The sequence below is a fragment of the Alginatibacterium sediminis genome, from assembly GCF_003610775.1.
GTDB lineage: Bacteria > Pseudomonadota > Gammaproteobacteria > Enterobacterales > Celerinatantimonadaceae > Alginatibacterium > Alginatibacterium sediminis.
The window spans coordinates 1004074-1018827 of record NZ_RAQO01000004.1; the positions used below are offsets into that span (position 1 = coordinate 1004074).

Annotated in this window: 14 protein-coding genes; 7 read left to right on the top strand and 7 right to left on the bottom strand. The window is 43.9% G+C overall.

Translation table 11 applies throughout. The annotated features are described in order from the left end of the window. Positions 1-22: 22 nt before the first annotated feature. Both DBZ36_RS07550 and tal read right to left on the bottom strand, forming a co-directional pair. Complete coding sequence (locus DBZ36_RS07550; protein ID WP_120354292.1) at positions 23-1567, bottom strand: glutamate synthase-related protein; 1545 nt, start codon at positions 1565-1567, stop codon at positions 23-25. Positions 1568-1900: 333 nt separating this feature from the next. Continuing rightward, a complete protein-coding gene (gene tal, locus DBZ36_RS07555) occupies positions 1901-2884 on the bottom strand; it encodes a transaldolase (RefSeq protein ID WP_120354293.1) in 984 nt (327 codons plus the stop codon). A gap of 339 nt (positions 2885-3223) precedes the next feature. Between tal and DBZ36_RS07560 the strand changes: the two genes are divergently transcribed. From DBZ36_RS07560 to DBZ36_RS07580, 5 genes are all read left to right on the top strand, one after another. Next, a complete protein-coding gene (locus tag DBZ36_RS07560; protein WP_120354294.1) occupies positions 3224-4225 on the top strand; it encodes a dihydroxyacetone kinase subunit DhaK in 1002 nt (333 codons plus the stop codon). Positions 4226-4229: 4 nt separating this feature from the next. Beyond that, positions 4230-4865, top strand: coding sequence for a dihydroxyacetone kinase subunit DhaL (gene dhaL / locus DBZ36_RS07565; RefSeq protein ID WP_199711801.1), 636 nt, complete (start codon positions 4230-4232; stop codon positions 4863-4865). Then, positions 4862-5623, top strand: a complete 762-nt coding sequence (locus DBZ36_RS07570) for a triose-phosphate isomerase (RefSeq protein ID WP_120354295.1) — start codon at positions 4862-4864, stop codon at positions 5621-5623. The genes dhaL and DBZ36_RS07570 overlap by 4 nt, the downstream gene beginning before the upstream one ends. A 341-nt stretch (positions 5624-5964) precedes the next feature. After that, entirely contained in the window at positions 5965-6432 is a 468-nt protein-coding gene (gene rpiB, locus DBZ36_RS07575) for a ribose 5-phosphate isomerase B (protein ID WP_120354296.1), read from the top strand. Between the two features lie 215 nt (positions 6433-6647). Then, a complete protein-coding gene (locus DBZ36_RS07580) occupies positions 6648-7106 on the top strand; it encodes a GNAT family N-acetyltransferase (protein WP_120354297.1) in 459 nt (152 codons plus the stop codon). Here the strand turns inward: DBZ36_RS07580 and DBZ36_RS07585 are convergent. The 4 genes from DBZ36_RS07585 to nagE form a co-directional block, all read right to left on the bottom strand. Further along, a complete protein-coding gene (locus tag DBZ36_RS07585; RefSeq protein WP_120354298.1) occupies positions 7093-7554 on the bottom strand; it encodes a YehS family protein in 462 nt (153 codons plus the stop codon). The two genes, DBZ36_RS07580 and DBZ36_RS07585, sit on opposite strands and share 14 nt — an antisense overlap. Before the next feature lie 11 nt (positions 7555-7565). After that, the gene (gene msrA, locus DBZ36_RS07590) at positions 7566-8204 is read right to left on the bottom strand and encodes a peptide-methionine (S)-S-oxide reductase MsrA (RefSeq protein ID WP_120354299.1); all 639 of its coding nucleotides are present in this window, start codon (positions 8202-8204) and stop codon (positions 7566-7568) included. Between the two features lie 63 nt (positions 8205-8267). After that, positions 8268-9932 (bottom strand): glutamine--tRNA ligase, encoded by a 1665-nt coding sequence (gene glnS / locus DBZ36_RS07595; RefSeq protein WP_120354300.1) that lies wholly within the window; start codon positions 9930-9932, stop codon positions 8268-8270. Between the two features lie 138 nt (positions 9933-10070). Further along, entirely contained in the window at positions 10071-11525 is a 1455-nt protein-coding gene (nagE, locus tag DBZ36_RS07600) for an N-acetylglucosamine-specific PTS transporter subunit IIBC (RefSeq protein ID WP_120354301.1), read from the bottom strand. Positions 11526-12049: 524 nt separating this feature from the next. On the opposite strand from nagE, the gene nagA reads away from it, so the two are divergent. Beyond that, positions 12050-13198 (top strand): N-acetylglucosamine-6-phosphate deacetylase, encoded by a 1149-nt coding sequence (gene nagA / locus DBZ36_RS07605; RefSeq protein ID WP_120354302.1) that lies wholly within the window; start codon positions 12050-12052, stop codon positions 13196-13198. After that, a complete protein-coding gene (locus DBZ36_RS07610; protein WP_120354303.1) occupies positions 13188-14396 on the top strand; it encodes an ROK family protein in 1209 nt (402 codons plus the stop codon). Before nagA ends, DBZ36_RS07610 begins: the two co-directional genes overlap by 11 nt. Here DBZ36_RS07610 and DBZ36_RS07615 read toward each other — a convergent pair. Beyond that, a complete protein-coding gene (locus tag DBZ36_RS07615; RefSeq protein WP_120354304.1) occupies positions 14385-14723 on the bottom strand; it encodes a hypothetical protein in 339 nt (112 codons plus the stop codon). The genes DBZ36_RS07610 and DBZ36_RS07615 overlap by 12 nt on opposite strands. Between the last annotated feature and the right edge of the window lie 31 nt (positions 14724-14754).

Consider the following 14754-nt stretch of genomic DNA (forward strand, 5'->3'; position numbering starts at 1 on the left):
GATACTATCGCTGACAATCGAACTAGGTATTAGGCTCACAATACCCTGAAAACCTTACACCTGAGAGTAGCGCCATTTCTCTATGCCAAGTAGCTAAGTCATTTTGACAGAATAAGCCCAAGTCATCATGGCCACAAGCCCGTGCCATCACCTGCATTAACTCGACACTGGCCTCAAAAAAGTTTTTCAATTGCAGCGCCGACTTTTCAACATTTAGTTTCTGGCGTAAGTCGGCACGCTGAGTAGCAATACCGGCAGGACAATTATTGGTATTACACATTCTTGCCGCTACGCAGCCAATTGCTTGCATTGCGCTATTTGAAATAGCCACACCATCAGCGCCTAGAGCCATTGCTTTTACAAAATCGATCGGCGTGCGTAGGCCACCAGTAATAATCAGGCTGACTTGGCCACGTTGACCTTGATCGTCTAAGTAACGCCGTGCTCTGGCAAGCGCAGGAATAGTCGGAACACTAATATGATCGCGAAACATTTCAGGTGCAGCACCTGTTCCTCCGCCACGGCCATCCAAAATAATGTAATCAGCACTAGCGTCCAAAGCAAACTGAATATCTTGTTCAATGTGGTTCGCACTAAGTTTGAACCCTATTGGAATACCGCCGGTTACTTCGCGGACTCTGTCGGCAAATCGTTTAAAATCCTGCGCTGTATGTAAATGTTCAAATGTTGGTGGAGAGATGGCCGCTTCTCCTTCTGGAATGCCTCGAACCTCTGATATCTTTCCTATATTTTTGTTTCCTGGAAGGTGACCTCCCGTGCCGGTTTTAGCACCTTGACCACCTTTAAAGTGAAAGGCCTGCACATTTTCCAATTTTGATTCATCATAACCAAATTGAGCACTTGCCAATTCGTAGAAGTAACGCGAATTGGCTTGTTGTTCTTCCAATAGCATCCCTCCTTCACCCGAACAGATACCTGTACCTGCCATTTGGGCGCCTTTTGACAAGGCCAGTTTAGCTTCTTGCGATAGCGCACCAAAACTCATATCGGAAACGAATAATGGGATCTTCAGTTTTAGTGGTTTTTTGGCCCTCGGTCCGATGACTAACTCGGTCTTTACTTCAATGGACTCCATCAGTGGCTGTGTTGCCATTTGTGCAGTCATCACTTGAAGGTCGTCCCAGTGCGGTAACAAATGACGGGGGACGCCCATTGAAGTCATGGGGCCATGGTGGCCCATCTTTGATAAGCCCTCTCTTGCCAACTGATGAATAAACGCTACCGTTGGCTCTTCTTTGGTTGCGCTAGCTATTGAGTGCGAATTTGATTTAATAATCAGACCATCGGCTTCTTTTCCAATGTTCTCGTCATCTATTTGCTTGTGTGTACCATCGCAAAATGGCGCGTTAGAAGATTGCTTGCATTGACACAAGTAAGCATCACCATCTTGATCGGCCGTGAACGACTTTGGTTTGAAACCTGTCCCAGCATGTGACCCATCACAAAACGGTTGATTTTGAGAGCGACCACAGGTGCAAAAATAGTATTCTTCCGATTTAGTTAAGCTGACTTTCGCAGGTTTATTATTTGCAACTATGGGTTTCATTGTCGACTCCATTTTTAAAATGATTACATTTATCCATCTATCTCTAACACTAGCTCACACCCTGAGTTTAAGCACGACTTCGCGCGTAAACAGGTAGGGTCAGGAGAAATAAAACGTAATAACACAAGGTGATAGATTAATGAACGCTGGATAACATGCTGTTTATTAATCGCTTAGATCTAGGAAAAAACCGCAGTTACTAGTTGACCTAATGACGCCTTTTTTGACGCTGAGACAAGTGCTTGTAGTCGACTAAGGTGATTAAATGATTGGTAGGATTGGTAGGAGTAGAACACAGCCCGAAGAGCTATGGACAATGCTCTACACATAGGCTCAGTGCGCTGCGCTTAAACTCTTAATACTTTGTTCAATTCGAACTTTTAGCATGTTCTCAAGCTTAATTTGGTCAAGCGCAAACATGCGAATCCCTTCTGCAAGCTTCTCAACAGCCATGGCATCTTCATTGTGTTGCCATTGAAACTGCGCTTGAGATAGTGCCGGAGGTTTTGGATAGACCACTGACTCAGCTTTTAAGCTCTGCTCTAGCATCTGATTTTGCTGCGAAAGTTCGTCTAGCAGATTGGGAGCAATAGTTAATCGGTCACAGCCAGCAAGCGCTTGGATTTCTGTGATATTTCTAAAGCTCGCAGCCATAACCACGGTTTGATAATCATGCTTTTTAAAATAATGGTATATGGTTTTTACCGACTTAACTCCTGGATCCTTATCGCCGAGTAAGTCAGTCTCGCCTTTAGCTTTATGCCAATCCAGTATCCGGCCCACAAAAGGTGAAATCAAAAACACACCTGCTTCGGCGCAAGCTCTCGCCTGTGCAAAACTAAATATAAGAGTAAGATTGCAGTTGATCCCCTCGCGTTCCAATCGTTCTGCTGCGCAAATTCCCGGCCACGTCGCCGCTAACTTAATCAGTACTCGATCTTTCTCGATACCAAGTTGCGCATATTGGGCTATAAGGTCACGAGCTTTGAGTACGCAAGCATCTTCGTCATAGGATAATCGCGCGTCGACTTCTGTAGATATACGCCCAGGAACAATCTGTAGAATTTCAAATCCCATTCGTACTGCGAGCAATTGTGCACAAGCCGTTGCCTGTTGTTTTATGCCATGCACTTGCTCAAGGGTCTGCGTTATGCATTGGTCTATTAGGTCTTGATAAAGCGGAAGTTGCGCCGCTTTATATACAAGTGAAGGATTTGTTGTCGCGTCGATAGGTTGATACTTAGCAACTGCGTTCATATCACCTGAATCAGCAACGACTACACTCATTGCCTTTAATTGTTCAAGTTGAGATTGCATAGCGGCTCCTTTGCCTTAAGTTTGTTCAGAAATATCATAACAATTGCCATTACAAAAACTCAGACATTGATCATATGTTCACAATTTGGTGGCCAATAAAATTATTAACCAACGCTTCTAGCACTTGCGCGCCAAAGATATGAACTATCTGAGACAACTTACAAAAACCCACTAGAAAGGACTTTTACTGCATTTTGGTATTGATTTATTAAATTAAGTATTTCACAAAATACGGGTGATCTTGCTCGCATTTTGGCCATTACATATGTTTTTAGTGTTGTCTTTTGATAAGGCTGGCATCAAAATCAATTTAAGCTTTCGCATATAAGGCATTCGTAGATGCGTATTCCAAAAAAACTGATTAATGATCCAAGTAAAGTTGCCAAAGAACAATTAGAGGGACTCATAGCAGCCAATCATGGCCGTATCCAAGCTATAGGCGACAAAGGCGCTGTTTGCGTCAATCCCTTGCCTAGCCCACAAGTCGCAATTGTAACCGGAGGTGGTAGTGGTCACGAACCCATGTTTGCTGGCTACTTGGGACCAGGTTTAGCTACGGCGGCTGCTTGTGGTGATATTTTTGCTGCACCCCCTCCGGGAGTAATTCTTGACGCAGCCCAAGCTGCAGATCAAGGCAAGGGAGTTCTTTTTGTTTATGGTAATTACGCCGGCGACAATATGAACTTTGATATTGCTGCTGAGCTTGCAGACGATGAAGATATCGAAACTCAAACCATTCGAATTTGGGATGACGTTGCTTCCGCTCCCTTAAGTAAAATTAAAGAGCGTCGAGGGGTTGCCGGCGATCTATTTGTTCTGAAAATTGCCGGCGCTGCAGCCGCACAAGGCAAGAGTTTGGGCCAGGTCACAGAGATAACAGCTCATGCACGCGATTGTACGCGAAGCGTTGGCGTGGCGTTAAGTGCTGGCTCTATTCCTCAAACAGGCAAGTACAATTTTGAACTACCCGATGATGAACTTGAGTATGGAATGGGTCTTCACGGAGAGCCCGGTGTTTCACGAGAAAAAATGGCAAGTGCAGATACCGTTGTAGAACAGCTGCTTGATAGAATAATAGAAGACCTACCGTTTGTTGCAGGCGACAAGGTTTGCTTACTCATAAATAATTTGGGTAGCTCAACCGTGATGGAGCTTTTAATCGCTAACCGCAAAGTACATAGCTATTTAGAATCAAAAAATATTGAAGTTCACGACACCTTAATCGGTAGTTATTGCACTTCTCAGGAAATGGCCGGGTATTCAATAAGTTTGCTCAAACTTGACGACACGCTTACTCCTTTATACGACGCACCGTGTCATTCATTCGCTTTAAGGAAATAAAATTATGATTAACACAGCTCAAACTCAAGCCTTAATGCTGTATGTCGCCAAACAAGTCGTAGCTAGTGAGCCTTTGCTGACTGAAGCCGATTTAGTTATCGGAGATGGTGATCACGGCATAGGCATGGAACGCGGCTTTTTGGCTGTAATTGAAATGCTCGAAAAAGAGCAACTTGCCAGCGTCGATAAGGTGTTTATTAAGGTTGGTAGTACGATGATGGCGTCTATGGGTGGTGCATCGGGGGCTATATTCGGCAGTTTCTTCCGAGCTGGAGGTAAAGCACTGAAAGGGACTAGCGACTTTGATGCGAAGTCTTTACCAGTTTTAATTGAAGCCGGTTTACAGAGTGTTATGGATCGCGGCGGTGCAAGCCCCGGTGACAAAACCATGATTGACGCTGCAGATATGGCTTTACAAATGTCAAAAACAACAAGCAATGAGTCACTCGAGTCAGCTTTGAGTAAAGTCGCCGAAGCAGCAAAACAAGGTGTTGAAGCAACAAAATCAATGATAGCGACAACTGGCAAAGCAAAAACTTTGGGTGAGCGCTCTTTAGGGCACCCGGATCCAGGTGCAATAACTACTGCTATCATTTTTAAATCAATGGCCGATTTTGTAAAGCAAGGTGTAGCCGTATGAATCGAAAGTGGATTGGTACAAGCTGGAAAATGAATAAAACCAAAGCTCAAGCACAATTGTTTTGTGATGGCTTAAAGTCTTGGCTGTCTGACAATCAAGTTAACGACATCCAATGTTTTGTTATTCCACCTTTTACTTATCTTGATTTCGTTGCTAGCCAACTGGAAAGCAGCGACGTAAAAGTTGGCGCGCAAAATATGGCTTGGGCCGAAAACGGGGCATTTACTGGCGAGATCTCAGCTGAGATGTTAACTGATTGCGGTGCAACTATTGTTGAACTTGGTCATAGTGAACGTCGAGAATACTTCGCCGAAACAGATGAGCGTGTTAATGCAAAAGTAAAGACTGCACTTAAGCATAAGCTTAAGCCCTTGATTTGTGTCGGCGATACTTTAGAGCAAAAACATAGTGGCTGCTCTGTCGAAGCCGTATTGTGTCAAGTTAAACAAAGCCTAGTAGGGCTTAGTCTAATAGAAGTCTCTAACGTCATACTTGCATACGAACCTGTATGGGCCATTGGGGAGCACGGACAAGCAGCAAGCATAAAAGATGTAGAACTGGTTCATTGCGCAATCAAAGCTTACTTAAAATCACTAGACCATGGTTTAGTAGACGATGTTCCATTGCTTTATGGCGGTAGTGTAAATCCTAGTAATGCGCGAGACCTTATTGACTGCGAGTTTGTTGATGGCTTATTCATTGGCCGAAGCGCATGGCAAGTTGAAGGCTACACTCAAATCATAAGGCTTTGCCAATAGTTTTATCGTCGGTAATTGTAATCTAGACCTCAATATTACCGACGGTTTGTTTCGATTTAGTAAAGCGGCAGTTGGTTCCAAACTCACTGCAGCTTAGTTGCAACAACCTCTCCTTGCGCTCACAAGCATTACAAATACTCACGCCCGTACCATCCATCAGTAATCATTCTCTTTGGCAACAACACCTACAAAACCCGTAACCTGACAATTCATAGCTAGATTTTATAAATGATTGTGTAATCTTGCGCCAGATCACACTGAACAAAAGAAACCAAGTTGAACATTTTCTCACTCAGCGATACACTAAACAAGACTTAGATTATTGCTTAAAGGATTTCTACATGACCATTGCAATTGGTTGCGATGATGCAGCACTAGCGCTTAAGGACATCCTAATTGATCACCTACGACAAAAGGGCGTGGCCTTTATTGATGTTGGTGTAAATGCCGGTGAAAGTACGTTCTACCCTGATATTGCCGCGCGAGTAGCTCAAGCGGTCACGGATAAAACAGCTACCCGCGGGATTTTGGTATGTGGCACAGGAATAGGTATGTCTATTACCGCCAACAAATTCCCAGGTATTCGGGCAGCTCAGTGCCACGATTGCTTCTCTGCTGAGCGCGCTATTTTAAGTAACAATGCTCAAATCCTATGCATGGGAGAGCGCGTTATTGGTAGTGAATTGGCTAAAAAGATTGTGGATAGCTGGCTCGCTGTTGAGTATGTTGTTGGACGCTCTGAGCCAAAAGTGCAGCGCATGCGTGATATAGATTCGCAATTTAGGGCAAGCACTGCCCAGGTTGAATAAAGTCGATTATAGAAATACTTAATCGATGCTAGGCTATGAGCTTGGGGAAAAGTGAAGAACAATGCTGATCTAATCGAAACGCGCTGATGCCTAGTCTTTGAACTTGTTTGACTAAAGTCCTATAATTTGAACACTGCGATGCAATTCTTAAGTACATTTGTAAACGGCTTAAGTAGCTGCATTTGCCATTGCGTTTCGATAAAGGGACACTAACCATGCGCTTGATACACGCCTCTCTAGAGCATTTACCTGAGCTTAAACCCTTAGTTCAGGCCTTCCACCATTTTGAGTCAATTGTTATCTCTGACGATATATTAGAGAAGGTGTTACAGCAGCTGTTAGATAACACGCAAGAGCACGGTGACGTATGGTTAGTTGAATACGAACAGCAGTTTGTTGGCTATATGGCTGTTTGCTATAGTTATTCAATAGAATTTGGCGGAAAGTGCGGATTTATAGACGAGTTTTATATTAACGAAAAAGCCAGAGGTAAGGGCTTAGGCAGTAGTGTACTTACCATGATACGTCAACAGGTTAAGCTTGCACCACTTAAGCGCTTGATGTTAGAAGTTGATAAAAACAATATGCGCGCCAAAAACACTTACATTAAAGCAGGTTTTCGTTCGCGCAATAAATACCAACTGATGCATACAGCCCTAATTAAGGACGTTTAGACAGCCCATTTAAAAAGTTGCGCAGTAATTGGTCCCCGCACTCAACATAGTTACGATGTGTTGATTTTCGGAACAAAGCGCTAAGCTCTGAACGCCCTACATTAAAATCAGCCAACTTTAGAGTTGCGATTAGATCGTCTTCTCGCATGTTCAAAGCAATGCGGAGTTTGCGCAATATGTCATTATTACTAAGGCGTTCACCAGGCTTCAAACCTTGACGTTCTTTACCTTCTTGTTTGCCTCGCATCTTGATAATTAAACCATCAAGGAAAAGCTCCAGTACGGCGTCACGACAAGGAAGAAAGCCCTCTTCTCCCTCTTTAAGCATGATCGACAACATATAGCTTTTCTCAATCTCATAATCCGACAATGCGAATATCTCGATCATCTGAGCATCATTAAGATTTAAGGCATAGCGTAGTCGGCGAAGTATATCGTTGTGGATCATTAAATTACCTATTAACGGTTTAAAGATGGGGGCATACAAATACCCGTTCCCCCAAGACCACAGTAGCCTTCAGGGTTTTTGTGTAAATACTGTTGATGCTCTAACTCAGCAAAATTGAAACCGGTAAAGGCCTCAATTTCAGTCGTCATTGCACCTTTGTCAGCCTCACTAAGTGCACTTTGGAAAGCGCCAGCAAGTGCCTGAGCTTGTTGTTGTTGCTGTGCATCGACAAACAATATCATCGAGCGGTATTGCGTCCCCACATCGCCACCTTGGCGCATGCCTTGGGTTGGATCGTGATTTTCAAAAAACAACTCAACTAGTTTTTCATAGCTGATGACAAGGGGATCAAAAATAACTTTTACAACTTCCGCGTGCCCGGTTTGCGCACTACAAACTTCGGTATAACTTGGGTTTGGAGTAAAACCACCGGCATAGCCTACCGCAGTGTGAACCACGCCAGCCTGTTGCCAGAACAAACGTTCCGCTCCCCAAAAGCAGCCCATGCCAAAGTACGCAATGCTCTGCCCGGTTTGGGCTTGGACATTAACGGCTAAGCCTGAGATAGGGTTAGCTTGGGTTAACTTAAGAGGCTGCTCTCGACCTACTAATGCTTGTTCGCTAGCGACCATATTTTGTTTATCCGACATTTTCTATCCTTAAAAACAGCAGCAAAATTCAATCATCACAAGCTACCGATATCCAATACTAATTTACTCGACGACTTTCGCCCAACTGTCTCTCAATCCAACAGTACGGTTAAACACTAAAGCGTCGGATGTTGAATCTTTATTGTCCGCACAAAAATAACCTTGGCGCTCAAATTGGTAAGCAAGACCTGCTGGTGCCTCTAGCAGTGCAGGTTCAACAAAACCTTGAAGACTAGTTAACGAGTCCGGATTTATGGTTGAGAGGAAGTCGTCCTGGGCAAGTGGATTGGCAACGCTAAATAAACGGTCATAAAGTCTAAACGTTGCGGGTAAAGCTTGAGCAACACTAACCCAATGAATAACGCCTTTTGGCTTCGCCACAAGCTCTGAGTTTTGCCCTAAACTATCGTGCGCATAATTACAATATACACAGCTGATATTGCCCTGCTCGTCTTTATCAACACGAGTCGCCTCGATTATGTAAGCATTACGTAATCGAACCGTTTTACCGATCACTAAACGTTTGTATTTTTTATTAGCTTCTTCTCGGAAATCTTCACGTTCGATGTAAATTTCACGCGAGAATGGCAATTGACGCGTCCCCATGTCTTCACTTGGATGCAAAGGTGCGTCAATCATTTGAAGCTGTTCTTCTGGGTAGTTCTCAATCACAATTTTTAGTGGATCAAGAACCGCCATTGCACGCGGTGCATTGGTATTTAGATCTTCTCGAATACACGCTTCAAGCATCGGGAATTCAACCATGTTGTTCATTTTGGTCACGCCAATGCGTTTACAAAACTCAACTATGGACCCCGGGGTATAACCACGACGGCGCAAACCTGCGATCGTAGGCATACGCGGGTCATCCCAACCCTCAACGTGATTTTCGACCACTAGTTGATTTAATTTTCGTTTTGACATCACTGTATATTCTAAGTTCAGTCGCGAAAACTCATACTGATAAGGGCGCGATTCTATCGAAATATTATCTAAAACCCAGTCGTACAAGCGTCGGTTATCTTGGAATTCTAAGGTACAAAGTGAGTGAGTTATTCCTTCGATCGCATCAGAAATACAGTGGGTAAAGTCGTACATTGGATAAATGCACCATTTGTCACCCGTTTGATGGTGGTGTGCAAACTTGACCCGATAAATAATGGGATCGCGCATACACATAAACGAAGAACTCATGTCTATTTTGGCGCGCAGCGAGCACTCCCCCTCTTTAAACTCTCCCGCTCGCATTTTTTCAAATAATGCTCGGTTTTCTTCTGGGCTGGTGTCACGATAAGGGCTGTTTTTACCCGGCTCATTTAAGCTGCCACGATATTCACGCGCTTCGTCTGGACTTAAGAAACAAACGAAAGCCAAGCCTTTATCGATAAGCTCCATAGCATATTGAAATAGTTGATCAAAATAGTTAGACGAGTAACAAACATCGCCAGCCCATTCAAAACCAAGCCATTTCACATCATTCTGAATTGAATGGACGTAATCAATGTCTTCTTTCTCGGGGTTGGTATCATCAAAACGAAGATTACACTGCCCTTGGTAATCGTTGGCGATACCAAAGTTTAAGCAAATAGACTTCGCGTGACCAATATGTAGATAGCCATTAGGCTCCGGTGGAAAGCGAGTGTGAACTTCTGTATTTTTTGCTGATGCAAGATCGCCATCTATGATGTTGCGAATAAAATTGCTGGGACGATTGTCCGCCTGAGTCATGCGATTTACCTTTGCCATTACTACGTCACTAGACCGGCTATAATCTCGCATCGACTGGGTAGTTACAAGCAAACAAAACGATAAAATAGGCTGAGTTCTCACTCAGCCTATAATTTGATTACTTTCTGTTTGTTTTGGCTACTTATTCAGCGCCTTAAGTTCACTTGCTACAAACTCAACATGTGGACCAATCACAACTTGTACCGCCGTTTTACTTGGGATAATCACCCCCGGTACATGTTTCTTCAGATTAGCACTATCAACTTTATCACTATCTACAACTTCTAGACGAAGACGCGTTGCACAGTTGTCGACGTAGCTTAGGTTGTCTTTACCACCAATTAGCTCTAAAACTAATGCAGCTGTTTCGGCATGGGTAGCGTTTGACTTAAACTCAGCTTCATCCTCGTCAGCATCTTCACGCCCTGGAGTTTTAAGGTTAAGCGTTAGAATAAGCGTGCGGAATACAAAGTAGTAAACAGCGAACATTACCAAACCTAGCGGTATCAACATATACCACTGTGTTGCTACTGGGTTGCTAGAAGACAACACCATATCAACTAAACCAGCAGAGAATCCAAAACCAGCCATCCACTGCATAGACGCTGCAATGAACACTGAAATACCGGTCAATAGCGCGTGAACTACATAAAGCAGCGGTGCTACGAACATAAAGGCAAACTCAAGAGGCTCAGTTACACCGGTAAAGAATGACGCAACGGCAGCGGCGCCCATAATCGAAGCAACTTTAGCTTTGTTTTCTGGACGAGCCGTGTGATAAAACGCTAGTGCAGCACCAGGTAGTCCAAACATCATAATTGGGAAGAAGCCAGCCATATAACGACCCGTCTCACCTACAACTGCTGCACCCGAATCAATACCACCTTGACCTAACCAGAAGTTACCAAGGTCATTGATACCAACCATATCGAACCAAAATACTGAGTTTAGTGCATGATGTAGCCCTACAGGAATTAGTAGTCGGTTAAAGAAGCCGTAGATACCTGCGCCAACGGAGCCCATTTCAGTGATGCTTTCACCAAAGTGGATCAGACCGGCGAAGATTGTTGGCCAAACCATCATTAATACAAATGAAACAACGATAGCAGCCGCTGAAGTCACAATAGGGACTAGGCGCTTACCACTAAAGAATGCAAGCGCTTTATGCAGCTCTACTTGATAGAAGCGATTATAAAGCTCTGCTGCTAATATACCGCTTAGAATACCAACAAACTGGTTACCGATTTTAGCAAATGCAAGCGTACTGATTTCATCAAGCGTGACTAAACCTATTTGTTCAACCGCGCCAGGAGATAGTAAAGTGGTGATAACTGTGTAAGCAAGAAAACCAGCTAAAGCAGCTGCGCCGTCTTTATCGCGAGACATACCATATGCAACACCAATGGCGAACAGAACCGACATATTGTCGATAATTGCAGCACCGGATTTAATCATAAACGCTGCTAGTGCATTGTTACCGCCCCAGCCGGTTGGATCAATCCAATAACCAATACCCATTAAAATGGCCGCAGCGGGTAATACTGCGACTGGAACCATTAGCGCCCTGCCGATCTTCTGTAAATAACCAATCATAATAACCTCTATCTTCCTATGTGAAGGTTCTGTCTATCTCGGTGGCACAGATGTCTATGACGAACCAAGATACTAAAACGTTACTAAACTTATAGTTGTACAAAATCGAGATATGAGTTGTATGGCTAAGTCCATATCCCTCAATTCTTATTTTTCAGTCTACTTAACTTTTTTCACTTCGCAAACTTAGATAGCCAAAAACGTGCTAAACATCACAACAATCCCCATATATAGACACTATTCAATACTAAATGTCGCTACTTATTTTACAAAGAAAATAAACTTGTTATAGTCAAAGCAACTGAAGTGAATTGTTGTTAGCAACTTGGGTTACTTACCCGCCAGGTAGGGCTCCCAGCTTATTGCTCTCTACGCAAATCATAATTCAGGTCGCAAATGAAGCACTTATGGACAGTGAAAACATGCTAGTATCAATTTTTGTAGTCAGATTCAACGCAAGGACGATGAGCTGAAAACAAGCAAGTGAGCGCAACACAGGTTGCTAGCTCAAACAGGAGAGACTGATGAGACCCTATGCCTTAGTAAATGGACTTGTATTTGACGAAAAGGCCTTTCATACCGATCTAGCTGTCGTTGTTCGAGGACAACACATCGAGAGAGTCGATAAACGACAAAAGATTGATCCGGGTATGGAGCGCATCGACGTTCAACGTAAATACATCGTGCCAGGTTTCATTGATTTACAGCTCAACGGCTGTGGCGGCGTCATGCTCAACGGTGATTTCAGTCATCAAACACTTGATCATATGCATGCAACGAATCTTAAAAGCGGTACCACCAGCTTTCTTCCAACTTTAATCACCACCAGCGACCAAGAAATGGAACAAGCTGTGGCTGTCATTAAAGATTACCAGTCCAGCGATCATACCCGCACACTTGGACTGCACCTCGAAGGTCCCTATTTAAGCCTTGAGAAAAAAGGAATTCATAGTGACAAATACATTCGCGAGCTTAAACAACAACGACTAGAATTTTTGCTGGAAAATCATACTCATATCTGTAAAGTAACGCTCGCACCCGAGAACGTTAATCCAACAATGATAAAGCAACTTTCGGAAGCAGGAATTTTGGTGTCTCTTGGACATACGAATGCTGGTTTTGATGTGGCAAGCACCGCAATCAAAGCAGGTGCCGGTTTTGCCACGCACCTATTTAATGCCATGAGCATGATGTCTGGCCGTGAACCTGGTGTACTTGGAGCGATTTTTGACAGCGAAACTATCCATGCTGGTATTATCGCCGATGGACACCATGTTAATGCGGCCAACATGCGTATCAGCAAAAAGATGCTCGGTGAACGATTGTGCCTGGTAACCGACGCGACTGCAGCAGCCGGTTCTGATATTAGTAGCTTTGATTTTGTTGGCAAAACGATACAAGTTAAAGATGGAATCTGCTTCGGTGCCGATGGAACGCTTGGCGGATCGGCTATAACCATGATGGGAAGCATTAAGCATTGTGTGCAAAAAGTAGGGTTTACGCTTGAAGAGAGCTTACGCATGGCTAGTTTGTACCCAGCGCGCGCCATTAAACAAAAACAACTAGGTGAAGTTAAAGCCGGCTATAGAGCCAATTTGAACATTATTGATGCGCAACACCGCGTACTTCAATCTATTTCTGACGGGAAGTTAGTAGACCACGATGTATCATAAGCAGATAGTTAACGTTGATCGAGTTAAGCAAGTCAATACAGCCGCAATTTATCGGCTGATTGACCTACAGGGACCAATATCACGTATTCAGTTATCCGAGCAAAGCCAGCTTGCACCTGCCTCGGTGACAAAAATTACGCGCCAGCTCTTGGCTTCTGGATTAATCCAAGAGGTTGCACAACAAGCTTCAACTGGTGGACGACGCGCAATTTCCTTAATGACTCTGCAACGGCCTTATCAGTTTATTTCAGCGCGCTTAGGGCGCGGTGTTCTGGATATCTCTTTATACGATTTAAGCGGCTCTCAACAAGCACATCAACAATTATCGGTTCAATCAAAAGACCCCAATGAAGTCACAGAACAGATCATTGAAGATATAGATGCCTTTATTGAACAATACCACGATAATCAGCCCTTAATTGCAGTGACCTTAACCTTGTCGGGTTTAGTTGCAACAGCCAGTGGTACGGTCGTCTACACCCCGCACTATGAGTTTAGAGATTTTGCTTTGGGCTCTAAACTTGAAGAGCACTACAAATTGCCTATATTTTTAGGTAACGATACGCGAGCTATGGCGCTCAGTGAGCACTATTTTGGTGCTAGTCAAGACTGCCTTGATTCAGCCCTGATTTCGGTTCGAAACGGGACTTCCGCTGGGATTATAATTGGTGGCGAAGTCTTTATGCGTCAACATCGTGATGTTGGGGAAATCGGCCATATTCAAATTGACCCCTTGGGTGAGCTTTGTCAATGCGGCAATTTAGGATGCTTAGAAACCGTCGTCAGCAATAAGGCGATTGAAAACCGAGTTCGCAAAATTATTGAACAAGGTAGCCCATGTAGCCTTAGCGCTGCACAAGTAAATATTAATGCGATATGCCACGCAGCCAACATGGGCGATCAAGTTTGCAAACAAGTTTTGCAGCATTGTGGACAAACTCTCGGACGCGCGATCGCGATCGTCATTAACTTGTTTAACCCAGAGAAAGTTTTAATTTCTGGGGAAATTATGCAAGCCAACGATATCGTCATAAGCGGCGTACAACAATCGGTGTCCCACCAAGCTCTGGCAGCTTTTGAGCGCGATACCACCATACAAGCAGCTCAATTTCAGCAAAACCCAACCATGGGCGGCCTAGCGCTAGTCAAGCGTGCCTTGCATGATGGCTCTTTGCTACTTCAACTGTTAGACAGCTAACCAGCTATCGACTAAGGTTTGGACCTGCTGTAACGCAAGCTCTAGCTCTACCGCTTTTAGATGCTGCTCTATAGTTGGAGCCGGAGAAAACTTAGCTTCGGTGTCTGTGAAGTACAACTCACCCAGGTCAAATTTACGATACTGCTGGGCTTCCCCATCTTGCATTGCAATAAAACTTAAGGGCGTGATTGCCTGAGCAATCGTGTCAATGCGTAACCACTGAAATCGTTGCGACTTATCCGAGGCTTCAGGTAAGCCAAGGTGTTCAAGTTCAACAATCATCAATTCTGAGTTTTTAAACGCGTACAATAATTTCCATGCAGACATAGAGTTTGACTCCTTCCAACAAAACAATAGC

Bases quoted from the DNA above. Each gene is read 5' to 3' on its own strand.
- DBZ36_RS07615 (WP_120354304.1), bottom strand. From the start codon at position 14,723: ATGTCTGCATGGAAATTATTGTACGCGTTTAAAAACTCAGAATTGATG.
- DBZ36_RS07610 (WP_120354303.1), top strand. From the start codon at position 13,188: ATGTATCATAAGCAGATAGTTAACGTTGATCGAGTTAAGCAAGTCAAT.
- DBZ36_RS07585 (WP_120354298.1), bottom strand. From the start codon at position 7,554: ATGATCCACAACGATATACTTCGCCGACTACGCTATGCCTTAAATCTT.
- nagE (WP_120354301.1), bottom strand. From the start codon at position 11,525: ATGATTGGTTATTTACAGAAGATCGGCAGGGCGCTAATGGTTCCAGTC.
- DBZ36_RS07550 (WP_120354292.1), bottom strand. From the start codon at position 1,567: ATGAAACCCATAGTTGCAAATAATAAACCTGCGAAAGTCAGCTTAACT.
- glnS (WP_120354300.1), bottom strand. From the start codon at position 9,932: ATGACTCAGGCGGACAATCGTCCCAGCAATTTTATTCGCAACATCATA.
- rpiB (WP_120354296.1), top strand. From the start codon at position 5,965: ATGACCATTGCAATTGGTTGCGATGATGCAGCACTAGCGCTTAAGGAC.
- dhaL (WP_199711801.1), top strand. From the start codon at position 4,230: ATGATTAACACAGCTCAAACTCAAGCCTTAATGCTGTATGTCGCCAAA.
- DBZ36_RS07580 (WP_120354297.1), top strand. From the start codon at position 6,648: ATGCGCTTGATACACGCCTCTCTAGAGCATTTACCTGAGCTTAAACCC.
- nagA (WP_120354302.1), top strand. From the start codon at position 12,050: ATGAGACCCTATGCCTTAGTAAATGGACTTGTATTTGACGAAAAGGCC.
- DBZ36_RS07570 (WP_120354295.1), top strand. From the start codon at position 4,862: ATGAATCGAAAGTGGATTGGTACAAGCTGGAAAATGAATAAAACCAAA.
- msrA (WP_120354299.1), bottom strand. From the start codon at position 8,204: ATGTCGGATAAACAAAATATGGTCGCTAGCGAACAAGCATTAGTAGGT.
- tal (WP_120354293.1), bottom strand. From the start codon at position 2,884: ATGCAATCTCAACTTGAACAATTAAAGGCAATGAGTGTAGTCGTTGCT.
- DBZ36_RS07560 (WP_120354294.1), top strand. From the start codon at position 3,224: ATGCGTATTCCAAAAAAACTGATTAATGATCCAAGTAAAGTTGCCAAA.